Annotated in this window: 12 protein-coding genes; 7 read left to right on the forward strand and 5 right to left on the reverse strand. The window is 47.7% G+C overall.

All coding sequences use genetic code 11. The features are described from left to right. The first annotated feature begins 125 nt into the window (after positions 1–125). The gene (locus DFO52_RS15880) at positions 126–1,133 is read left to right on the forward strand and encodes a LacI family DNA-binding transcriptional regulator (protein WP_133550745.1); all 1,008 of its coding nucleotides are present in this window, start codon (positions 126–128) and stop codon (positions 1,131–1,133) included. On the opposite strand, the gene fosA is transcribed toward DFO52_RS15880, so the two are convergent. Next, complete coding sequence (gene fosA, locus DFO52_RS15885) at positions 1,119–1,544, reverse strand: FosA/FosA2 family fosfomycin resistance glutathione transferase (protein ID WP_133550746.1); 426 nt, start codon at positions 1,542–1,544, stop codon at positions 1,119–1,121. The genes DFO52_RS15880 and fosA overlap by 15 nt on opposite strands. A gap of 199 nt (positions 1,545–1,743) precedes the next feature. On the opposite strand from fosA, the gene trpS reads away from it, so the two are divergent. Further along, positions 1,744–2,748 carry a tryptophan--tRNA ligase gene (gene trpS / locus DFO52_RS15890; RefSeq protein ID WP_133550747.1) on the forward strand — a complete coding sequence of 335 codons (1,005 nt, stop codon included), beginning with the start codon at positions 1,744–1,746 and terminating at the stop codon, positions 2,746–2,748. A gap of 593 nt (positions 2,749–3,341) precedes the next feature. Beyond that, positions 3,342–3,602 carry a hypothetical protein gene (locus tag DFO52_RS15900; RefSeq protein WP_243737945.1) on the forward strand — a complete coding sequence of 87 codons (261 nt, stop codon included), beginning with the start codon at positions 3,342–3,344 and terminating at the stop codon, positions 3,600–3,602. Positions 3,603–3,660: 58 nt separating this feature from the next. Here DFO52_RS15900 and DFO52_RS15905 read toward each other — a convergent pair whose 3' ends face one another. From DFO52_RS15905 to DFO52_RS15920, 4 genes are all read right to left on the reverse strand, one after another. Further along, on the reverse strand, positions 3,661–4,128 hold the full coding sequence (locus DFO52_RS15905; RefSeq protein WP_133550749.1) for a SymE family type I addiction module toxin: 468 nt from the start codon (positions 4,126–4,128) through the stop codon (positions 3,661–3,663). 443 nt (positions 4,129–4,571) lie between these two features. Next, positions 4,572–5,057 carry an Hcp family type VI secretion system effector gene (locus DFO52_RS15910; protein WP_008501360.1) on the reverse strand — a complete coding sequence of 162 codons (486 nt, stop codon included), beginning with the start codon at positions 5,055–5,057 and terminating at the stop codon, positions 4,572–4,574. A gap of 1 nt (position 5,058) precedes the next feature. Next, a complete protein-coding gene (locus DFO52_RS15915) occupies positions 5,059–5,577 on the reverse strand; it encodes a hypothetical protein (RefSeq protein ID WP_133550750.1) in 519 nt (172 codons plus the stop codon). Beyond that, a complete protein-coding gene (locus DFO52_RS15920; protein ID WP_010427296.1) occupies positions 5,558–6,073 on the reverse strand; it encodes a DUF2778 domain-containing protein in 516 nt (171 codons plus the stop codon). Before DFO52_RS15920 ends, DFO52_RS15915 begins: the two co-directional genes overlap by 20 nt. A 639-nt stretch (positions 6,074–6,712) precedes the next feature. On the opposite strand from DFO52_RS15920, the gene DFO52_RS15925 reads away from it, so the two are divergent. The 4 genes from DFO52_RS15925 (at position 6,713) to DFO52_RS15940 (ending at position 11,392) form a co-directional block, all read left to right on the forward strand. Beyond that, positions 6,713–7,717 (forward strand): HNH endonuclease domain-containing protein, encoded by a 1,005-nt coding sequence (locus tag DFO52_RS15925; protein ID WP_133550751.1) that lies wholly within the window; start codon positions 6,713–6,715, stop codon positions 7,715–7,717. After that, positions 7,717–8,301 (forward strand): class I SAM-dependent methyltransferase, encoded by a 585-nt coding sequence (locus tag DFO52_RS15930; RefSeq protein ID WP_133550752.1) that lies wholly within the window; start codon positions 7,717–7,719, stop codon positions 8,299–8,301. Before DFO52_RS15925 ends, DFO52_RS15930 begins: the two co-directional genes overlap by 1 nt. A gap of 353 nt (positions 8,302–8,654) precedes the next feature. Next, entirely contained in the window at positions 8,655–9,995 is a 1,341-nt protein-coding gene (locus DFO52_RS15935; RefSeq protein WP_133550753.1) for a DNA methyltransferase, read from the forward strand. A 17-nt stretch (positions 9,996–10,012) separates the two neighbouring features. Continuing rightward, positions 10,013–11,392, forward strand: a complete 1,380-nt coding sequence (locus DFO52_RS15940) for a hypothetical protein (protein WP_133550754.1) — start codon at positions 10,013–10,015, stop codon at positions 11,390–11,392. Positions 11,393–11,449 lie beyond the last annotated feature (57 nt).

The raw sequence follows: 11,449 nt of genomic DNA on the forward strand, positions 1-11,449 counted from the left end.
AATCATGGCGTGAAGAAAAGCGATGCCCCTCACAAAGTTCACGCTTCGATGAATGAGAAACGTGATCGACGGCGCTAAAGCGTGCGGTTAGGGTATGATGCGAAGTCGCGAAAGGGAGAGGACGGATGAAGCGAAAAACGAAAGTGACGATGAACGATATTGCGCGGGCGGCGGGCGTGTCGCAGGCGACGGTATCGCTGGTGCTTAACCAGTCCCGCAACATCAAGCTCAGCGACGACACCCGCCAGCGGGTGATTGGCGTTGCCACCGAGCTCGGCTACGACCGCCTCCCCACCGTTCAAGCCCCGCGCAACCAGGAAGAGATCGCCCTGCTGGTCAGCTCCATGCAGAGCTTCGACCCGTTTATCGACGCCATCAGCCAGGCGCGGGAAGCGGCGTGGCGCAACGAGACCCTGCTCACCGTCTACGACTACGGCGACGACATCGAGCTGGCGCTGAACATCATCCGCCAGCTGGAGAAGCGCAACTGCATCGGGATTATTCTCGCGTCTCCGGTCACCACGCTGGTGGACATGACGGCGTTCCAGGACTGCACCCGCATCCCGCTGGTGCTGCTCAACCAGCGCGACCCCGGCTCGCCGCTGCTGCCGTCGTTTATCCCGGACGACTACGCCAACGCTTTTCAGGTGACTAAACACCTCATCGCCTGCGGGGCCACGCGCATCGCCCACATCACCGGCGAGAGCTGGATGGAGGCCTCGCGCCAGCGTCTGGCGGGCTACCAGGCCGCGCTGCAGCAGGCCGGACTCGCGTGCGACGACGGCCTGCTGCGCCAGACCAACTGGCAGTTCAGCGAGTCCTTTACTGCGACGACCTCCCTGCTGGAACTGGCCGAGCGCCCGGACGCCATCTTCTGCGCCAGCGACTGGCTGGCGATTGGCTGCTATCAGGCGCTGGCGGTGAACGGCGTGCGCATCCCGCAGAACATGCTGCTGGCGGGCTACGACGACCAGAAGATCTCCGAGCAGCTCACCCCGCCGCTGACCAGTATCCAGCTGCCCTACAGCGAGCTGGGACGGCTGGCGGTGGAGTACCTGTGCAATCAGGAAGATGCCGCCACGCACGTGACGCTGGCGGGCAGGCTGAAGGTACGCGCCTCAAGCCTCGTCTGAGGCAAACACCATGCCCGAATAGGGCTTCTCGCGACACGCCGCCAGCCGCGCGGCGAGGCTGCCCACGTGCAGCTCCAGCTTGTGCCCGTCCGGGTCGAGAAAATAGAACGACGCCCCCTCGCTTTTGTTCTGCTTCCAGACGGTGACGCCAGCCTGCTCCAGCCTTTGCGAGAACGGTTCAAAATCCGCCTCCGCCACGGTAAACGCGTAGTGGGTGTAGTCGCTCTCCTGCGGCGGCACGTACCGGCGCGCCTCGTCGTACGACAGGCAGACCCACAGATCGCCGCAGGTGAGATAGGCCCCGGTATTCCAGCGGGCGTGCAGCGTCAGCCCCAGCAGCTCGTGCCAGAAGGTGACGCTTTTTTGCAGGTCGCTGACCGCGAGGGTCAGGTGGTTGAGAGATTGCAGCATGACGTGCCCTTTTGTTTTTCGCGCCGGACGTGATACGGTAAAAGCATGAACATAAACCACGCCGTGCTCACCGTAAACCGCTGGTGGCTGCCTTCTTAAAGGCGGCACGGAGTAGTTTTCCCCATTTTCAGATAGCCGCCGAAAGGCGGCTTTCACATTTCTAAGATCCCTTTCGGCAACTGCACATTAAGGAGTCTTTATGAACGCACCAACCATCCTCACCGGCGACCGTCCAACCGGCCCGCTCCACCTCGGCCACTTCGTCGGATCGCTGCGCCAGCGCGTGGCGCTGCAGCAGACGCACAGCCAGTTTGTGCTGATTGCTGACCTGCAGGGGCTGACCGACAACGGCAGCAACCCGCAGAAGATCCGCGACAACATCCCCGAAGTGCTGGCCGACTACCTCGCCGCCGGCATCGACCCGAACCTGACCACGATCTGCCTGCAGTCCGCCCTGCCCGCCCTCGCCGAGTTGACGATGCTGTATATGAACATCGTCACCGTCGCCCGCGTGGAGCGTAACCCGACGGTGAAAAACGAGATTGCGCAGAAGGGCTTTGCCCGCTCGCTGCCGGTCGGGTTTATGGCCTACCCCATCAGCCAGGCGGCGGACATCACCGCGTTTAAGGCCGAGTGCGTGCCCGTCGGCGACGACCAGCTGCCGATGATTGAGCAGACCAACGAGATTGTGCACAAGATGAACAGCCTGCTGCCCGCCCCGGTGCTGCGCCACTGTAAGGCGATGCTGAGCGACACCAGCCGCCTGCCCGGCATCGACGGCAGCGCCAAGATGTCGAAATCGCTCGGCAACACGCTGCACCTTTCGGCCAGCGAAGAGACGATCCACCGTGCGGTGAGCGCCATGTACACCGACCCGAACCACCTGAAGGTGAGCGACCCGGGGCAGATTGAGGGGAACGTGGTGTTTACGTACCTGGACGCGTTTCACCCTGACAAGGAGAAAGTGGCGGCGATGAAGGCGCACTATCAGGCGGGCGGGCTGGGTGACCGGGTTTGTAAGAACGAGCTGGAGGCGTGTTTGCAGGAGCTGATTGCGCCGATGCGGGAGCGGAGGGCGATGTATATGCAGGACAAGGGAGAGCTGATGGCGATGCTGAAGCGCGGCACGGAACGGGCGCAGGGGGTGACGCAGGCGACGTTGAGGGAGGTGAAGGTTGGGCTGGGGGTGCCGGTGTTTAGTTAAAGTAGTTTTAGCGGTGGAGTGCGGGGGAAGAGTACGAAGCCGCTAAATCGAATATACGGAAATAAACGAGGCGCAATAAAGCATTAGATCCATTATTAGCCAATGTCGTTTATCATTCTTCCAAGAATGCTATATTCATGGATTCTTTAAATCTTTAATGCGCGGCGTAAAATGATATGAGTAAGTTAATTATTTCCATGCTGAATACGTTACTGTGTGTTTTTGTGATTGCACTGTGCCTCATTTGCTTAGGTATCTCTGATAACTGGAAAGAATGCACTCTAGCTATAATCATTATTTTAGGAGGCACACACCTTACTTGTGTTTTACTGAATCGTGTATTGCCTCATAAGTTATCTATCTTAGAAGGAATACTGGAAGTATTGGGGGGACCACTATTAGTTATAGGCGCAATTGTGTGCTTTGATGTATTCGAACCCTGGCCGCTAAAAATCATTGGGATGTTTGTGTTGGTTGTTTTGGTTTTCTTTGGACCTTCGATGTTCAGTTCCAGGCGTTAACTCGATCTATTAATAAACGCATACGTTATTGTTGAGAACAACCTAATCGAAGACGATCTTGATATCTGCGGCATGGATGGCGTTGCCCAGATTGAAGACTGCGAGAAAGCGTTTGGCGTTACGCTCGTCATTGACGAAGATGGCTTTGAGAAAACTTTTTCCCTCGCTGAAAACGAGTTTCTTTTTAGCACCGAGGGCATAGATTACTTTGGTATCTTCCGCTTGATTCGCAGGCTACGAGGCATTCCGGAACCTGTGATACGCGATTTAACCGTTGGCGAACTCCATGCTGTTCTGGTTAAGGCTGTGAAAGAACAAATACATCATGATTGAGTGACTTTTAGCGTAGTGCGGGCATGCGCTCACATGCCCGTGCATACTGGTTTGAAGTTTAAACAGCCTGCCCACTGCCACGCTTAATCACCGGAACATCACCCGTATCATTCAGCGCGCCCGGGAAGGTCTTCAACCACTGCGCGACTTTCTGCTTATTTATATTCACCACACTCATACCTTCCAGGCATCCCCATAATTCTCTTGTATGCTGTGGTGTAATCACAATGCAGTCTTTCATGGCGCGGATTTTCACGGGCATGCCGTCTATAAAGCCTGCACGGGTTAACCAGTCCCCGCCTAGCAGAAGATATTTCATGTCTATGCGAGCATACAGTTCGCAGCAGGCGGCACTGTCCTGCGGCGTTTCTGCGCGGGGATGGATGGGTGCCGCGTTGGTCTGGTTGCCGTGAAGTCGGCGGGCGCTGTTTTTGCGTACCAGCTCGCGGTTTTCAATCATGCCGGTGAAAGCGTCTGATTCTGTTTTGCAAACAGTAAACTCTGGCTTAAAATTCGTCGCAGCCATTTTCAACTCCTCGATAGTTGGTTGTGGTTAGCGGTATGGGGGTGTTGCAGCACCTTCATATCGCGAATTCTCTCTTTAAATATTCCTTGATACTTCCTTTGCCGTTCGGCGTAATTTCTGGTACTCATTATACAGAGCTGAATATAAATACAGCGGTTTGGCGTGGGATAAATTTGAAATTTGCGAGGGAGATTCAGGAAAAGGGTTGAGTCAGGGAAATTACGCAGCGAGGACTATCAGAATATAAGATGAGTGGCCGCATGGACCTCAGAGCAACCATTCGCCGATCTGCGGGCTGGCAATGAGTCATTTTATTATCAAGTTCGGTGACCGACTGAGCAATCACCTTTAATACGATGGCAGTTACACAGAATTACGGACAGGCTCCCTTGAGGGGATAAGCGTTAATAAAGAGGAGGCACTCAATGCCTCCTTTCTATTTGTTACGCTCTTACGTTCCAATCGTCCGTATACTGGACATTACCATCAACATAACGCCAGGTGATTTTGTCATACATCAGGGAAACAGATTCCATGTGGTTGATCTGCGAGTTTCCTGCCATTTTAGCGTTTGGCATCCCTGGGTTAATGCCCGTCACTTTCACGCCCTCAATGGTCATGACGAAGTAGCACTCTTCTTGTCCTGCATGGTTAATGCGATACCAGCGAATTTCCGCACTTTTCAACGTTTGACCGGTGGCAACGGCTTTGTATAGATACGGGCTGGAGCTATCAAACTCCTTTTCAATCATCATCGGAGAATGTGAACGCTTACCAGTAATCTTCCCGTTGGCACTGTCTACTGGAATGTTCAGACCATGACTAAAGCCAACAATCTCTATACTCCCCTCACGATCCTGAACGTCTACAGCTCCTTTAATATCTGCGCCGCCATCGTCCTTAAGCCACATGTAAGCCGGAATAGGCATTTTACAAACTCCTTTTAGTTGTGATTTTCTTCGTGATGAACCAGTAGCAAACAATCGTTAAGAGCAACTGAAAGCCCACAATCGCCGCCATTGTGAAATTTGAATACGTTTGATCCGGGAATAAAGACTGATAAGGCAGCAAGCGAAACAACGCCCAAAACAGGAAGGTAAACCCGAAGATTTTAGCTAACCGTCGCAATGTGGAACTGGACCACTCTCTGGGGATGCCTGCTGGACTAACTTTGTGTGTCGCGCCACTGTACGCCGTGGTAATGGCGCTCATGGCAGGTACGCTGATTAATGTATTGATTAAGATGCTAAAATAGTCGTTTAACGACTCCCAAACTTCTAAATCAGGTTCACCCAAAATGAAGCGGGTAAAGTTGTCGGCGCTCTGGAAATCAAAAAGCCTCGTAATAGAATTAACTAATCCATCATACGGAACCATTTCAGCAACGATCAGCACAACAACAGCGAACAGCACTATCTTGATGAATAAACTAAGGGCATGTTTTGCCATTGGAGATCACCTCAATCGTGCCGTATGCCTGTAGCTTCCTCATGCAAGGAACATCTATTCTTTGGCTTCTCAACAGAGCATTACGCAACATGGCAAAATCAGAATCATGTGGGAGAGTGATACAACCTTCTGATAATACGCCTGGATGCAAACGGAAATTGCCACGCTGAACGCTCTCAATCCATGTGTAATCGTCGATCCCCCAATCATCACGCCATAATGCGAACCATTCAGAATGTTTGAATGTTGCACCATTGGCGAAGTGATTATAAATGTCTCTTCCCACTGTGTTTAGCTGTGACTTGAGTCCACCTTGAGGGCGGTCAACAATCCAGTATTTACCCGCTGGTACTGGCCCCTCTTTGGGGATCATTCCACATGCCCCACGATTACGGTAGGCACCATTACCAGAGAATGCTAAAAACGTGCCTATACCAGGAAACGATAACGGGGAGTAGTACGCATCATTAATTACGAACCTTCCATGTAGAGCCATAGATACCCCTTTTATCTATAATGATTTGTTGGCTTATCGTACTCCTACGCAATCGGACATAAGAAGGTTTTCTTCCGGGAGACCTCTGATTTTCAGACAATAGCCCGTTGGTGGTAAGACAACGTGTAAGGCCGTTAGGCGGTAACATCAGAGGTGCGTCAGGAAGCAAAGTTTATCAAGTTGACCATGTACCCTCAGGGGTGAGACCGAACCGCTGGCAGAGTGGCCTGCTCCCTGATGTTAGTAATGTCTTCATAAGCCACATGAGGACATCCCCATGAAGAGGCGTTTTTCCGACTGGCGTAATTACTGCTGCCTATTATACAGAGCTGAATATAAATACAGCGGTTTTGCGATGGGTAAATTTGGGAAATACGAGGGGGACTCAGGAAATAGGGGTTGGTGTGATACTGGGAATCGCAGGTTTGAAAATCATTTCTATTTGCCTCATCCAGAAATCTATTCTTTCGCTAAATTACCTTTAACGACAAATCCGTCGCATCCAGCCCTTCTTCTCAGATCCCACAAAAATTCATCAAACCTATAGATTAACGATTTACATCACCCTGATTTTGTTATGTGATCTTGTTACAGGCTTTAGTAACGCCCTGCCCAGCCAACCGTAACAGGACTTCATCGATGGAATTTTATCAGGCCGATCCGACGCTTGAGAACTACTGGCGTGGCGTGATCCTCTTTGGAAGGAACGTCGCATCTTACAAATTTGCTCTGGCCTCAGCGTTGTATGAAGTGGATAAAACGGGCAGCGATTTGATTACGCTCGACCAGCTTGCCGTGCCGTTCAGCCGCTATCTTTGCGAGCACCTGAAGCATGCGCCAAAACAGATCACCTCCCGCAGCAGTCAATTTCTGGAAACCTGCCTGAAGTTTAATAGAGGTGAAATCACCCATGCCCAACTCATTGAAGCGACGGTGCGCCTTGGCTTTAACAATGTGATTGATGCCTTTCATTACGTGAACCAGGGCGAGATCGATAAACGTTTTTTCCTTGATGAGCGTAAAACTAACAACGGAATCCGCCTGACGGATAACTTCTATTTACTGGGCGAACGCCTGCAGTATAAAAACCTCGCCTTTGAAACAAATGCCCGCTGGAACCTGGTAGAACAGGCCTGGTCTATGGGGATTTCACGTAACCTTGTGGGCGTGGAGTTCGACGAAGATAATCAGCTGTTGTTCACGAGGGTGAACGCGCGTCGCGTAGACATCACCAGCTGTCGCGACAGTCTGAATGGTTACCAGAAAGGACGGTGTTTTTACTGCTTCAAGCCCATCAGTCTGGTGCCGGGAGACGCAGAACTGGCAGATGTCGACCACTTTGTTCCATGGGCTGCCCGCAACGAGATTACCAATGTTAACGGCGTATGGAACTTAGTGCTGGCCTGCCGGTGTTGTAATCGTGGTAAATCAGCGCACCTGCCCGCTCTCAGGTATCTGCAGAGGTTACACACCCGCAATGAGTATTTTATTCAAAGCAAACTGCCGTTACATGAGACGATTGTTCTACAGACAGGGCAGCGTCCTGAAGCACGGAAAAGCTTTCTTCAGCGTAACTGGCAGGCTGCGCTGGACAAACTGATCCATACCTGGAAACCCAACGCGGAAGACGAGGCAACGTTTTAATGACACTTCACTACTATCAGAACCACGCGCAGGATTTCTTCGATGGTACGGTCAATGTCGATATGACCTCGCTTTACGAGGCCTTTACCCAACATCTGGCTCACGGTGCGCGGGTTCTGGATGCGGGCTGCGGTTCTGGCCGGGACGTAAAAGCCTTTCATGAGATGGGTTATCAGGTGGATGCTTTTGATGCCTCTTCCGCGATGATGGAACTGGCAAAGCAACATACGGGGTTACCCGTGCAGTTGATGACGTTTTCAGAGATCGACGGTAAAGCGCAGTACGATGGGATCTGGTGCTGTGCTTCTTTGCTGCATGTCCCCTCTTCTGAGTTGCCTGCGGTGATGCAGAAGCTTGCGGATGCGCTTAAGCCTGGCGGCGTCTGGTATGTGTCCTTTAAGTATGGCAATGGTGAACGCGTGCAGGGTGAAAGACGGTTTACGGATCTGGATGAAGAGGGGTTGCGTGCATTGCTGAGGGAGGTTCCGGGGATTGAGATAGCTTCGCTGTGGACGACTCAGGATAACCGCCCGGACAGGGATGAGACATGGCTGAATGGGATATTACGAAAAAGCGCCGCATGATTATCAGGCGGTGCTAATCGACACGGAGTAAGTGAGTTCAGTAATTCATCACTTTAGTCAGCTCAACTTCACCCGTGGCGATTCAGTGCGATCTTATCGAAAAAGTCCAGCTTAGGCTTTCAAATGTCCGTACTGATCTATCATTATAACCTAACTCTAGCCTCACTTATCGATGATAGTAGCTATACACATGACCAGCTAATCAAAAGTGAGAAACACACTGGATAATTTTTGACCCAACCGCGAGGTTTGCCTTTCAAAAATCAGGAAATATGACTAAAATAGGCGATCGCCTTTACCAGAAAGGCAATGAGGTTAACTAATTGTTTTATATATATTTTTAAGGGAAAGGTATGATGGAGTTTTGGAACTCTGAACTTGAGCAGACTGTGCATAATTCGAAGAGGTTGATCTCTTCTAAGTTGCATGAACAGGATGTAATCGATTGGCTTTCAGAGTACCGGGATAGTGCTCCGACTTCATCAAATCAGGGAACTTCGAATTTACCCTTTCAGCGTTGGTTTAAGTTTAAAGAGGCCTTTTCTCCCAAGTTTGTTGCAGATACTTTGGGGGCACTACCTTATAAAGTTGACACTTGCTTAGATCCCTTTCTAGGGAGTGGAACAACCGCTGTTACTTGTAGAATGCTTGGTATTAATTCTATTGGTACTGAGGTTAATCCTTTTTTAGCCGATTTAATTGAAGCCAAACTTACACCTATTAATACAGCTCAATTTGTAGAACTCTATGAAAAAATCATTAATAATCTTATTATATTAAATGAAGATCGTGTTCTAACTGAAGGTATGCCAAGAACACTAACTGAGCCAGGGGTTAAAGATCGTTATGTATTCAGCATTAGTGCATATGAAACGATTAGAGCTATTTTGCGGAACTCTTATAATTTACCATTAGAATTTGGAAGATTATTGCGTGTGCTCTTAGGCTCAGTATTAGTAGAAAATAGTAATGTTGTAATTAATGGCAAAGGTCGTCGGTATAGAAAAAATTGGACGAGTCAATACAAAAGCGGTAGCGATGTTATTAGCTCTTTGGATATTGCTGTAGATAAGGCATGTGCAGATATTACGCGGTTCTCAGGGTTACCTCAAGGGCAGCATGCTATATTACGTGGTGATACGAGAGAATTGCTTCCAAAAATAAAAAAAGCTGATGCTATCATCTTCTCTCCCCCGTATCCTAACTCTTTTGATTATACTGATGTCTACAATCTTGAATTATGGATGCTTGATTATCTCAAATCAGCAAATGACAACAAAGCACTTCGTAATAGAACATTTAGATCACATGTTCAATCTTTATGGAATAAATCAAATTTCACAGCAAAATCATCAACTCTATCTGAGACTATTTCAGAGTTAGAAAGAAAAAGAGCTATTTTGTGGAATAAAAACATCCCAGAAATGGTCACGTATTATTTTGATGATCTATACAATATTTTCTTTGAATTTAAGAGAATATTAGATAATGGTCATCATGCCATAGTTGCTATAGGTGATAGCAGATATGCTGATGTTCATATTGATGTAGCTACCATACTTCAAGAAAGCGTCGCTGATTTAGGTTTCCAATTAGTCAATCGAGGAGCAATTCGCTCTATGCGGAGTAGTTCTCAAAATGGTGGCAAGCTAGAGCTTTCCGAACATTGCTTAGTTTTTGAGAAAATATTTTAATTAGAAGGAATTAATAAATGAGCAACAATGATGCAGGTTATAAAATATTTTTACCTAAGATAACAAATGCTTCTTTCAAAAATTTCGATCTGTATACAAATGAACCAAATATTTCAGTTGATATAGAAAAAAATGTTTTCTGCCTTATCGGTGCTAATGGATTAGGAAAATCCACATTTTTGAATTCTATTATCTTCGCCATAACTGGAGCTATTCCGACATCAACCCGGAAATTTCTCTCCGCTAATGATTATTTTAAAAATATATCAAAGGTAAAGGAAACCGAAGAGTATTTTAATGGTAGAGTAGCTGAACATCAAAGAGAAACAGCAAGTATTAGTGTAACTTTAGAATGGGATAACTACATTTTAAAAATTACACGAAATTTCTTTAGCGCTAACAAATTCAAAAAACTTATAATCAAAGATAAAAACTCTGGTGCAATTTCAGAATATGTCGAAAAAAATGGCGTTGAAATAAATAAAATATACCAAGATGAAATCAGGAAGCTAACTGGGCTAAATGATTTCACTCAATTTGTTTTTTTAATTCATTTTATATCTTTATTTGATGAGTCCAGACATCTATTAATGTGGGATTCAAATGTATTAACCAATGCTCTTTATCTCGCTTTTGGCACCGACCCCTCAGAAGCTCAAGAAGCAGATAAATTGCAGAAAGAAATGGAAAGAGAAAGCTCCAGAGGCCGAAATGCAAAATATTCAGCCCGGCAAATAACAAATAGAATTAATAATTTATTAAGCCTAGTACAAGATGATAATGAAAGCAATAGCATTCTTGAATCGGAATTAAATATTAAACATGATGAACTTAAAGAATATCTTGCATTAACACAAGAAAGATTAAACCAAAAACAGAATGAATTGAAAGAATCGCAATTAAATTGGGCCGACCATAGTGCAACTCTAGCCAGTCTACAGATAGAATATAATAAGATATTTTCATCTCGTGTAAAGAAAATCACTTCTTTTCAGCATCACCCCTTGATACAGGCATCATTGAGTGAATGTAGATGTGCTATGTGTGGAAACGAAGATAGTCATATTATTGAGACCCTTGAAGATAAAATTAAAATGAATGAATGCCCAATGTGTGGACATTCTGCCGAAGACTTTGGCGTGAACCAAGGGGAAATGGTATCTCAACTCAAATCAATAGATCGAGAGATGAATATCATAAAAGAACAACAAAAAACTATATTATCTAAAATCAAAAGATACCAGAATGAGTTAGATGCAGCTGAAGCCGAAAACTTAGCTGCCGAGAGGGCTATCAGAGAGTTCGAAGATAAAGAGTCTTATAATTTAGATAGAATCAACTCGTTGAAAGATAACTCCAGTGACCTGCCCCCAGGATTAGATACAACGCTCACTTAGTAATGTCGGATCCTTCACTATCAGAATTACCCTTTCTCCAGGCCGCCGCAAATTCAG

The organism is Enterobacter sp. AG326 (assembly GCF_004362415.1).
Classification (GTDB): Bacteria; Pseudomonadota; Gammaproteobacteria; order Enterobacterales; family Enterobacteriaceae; genus Enterobacter; species Enterobacter asburiae.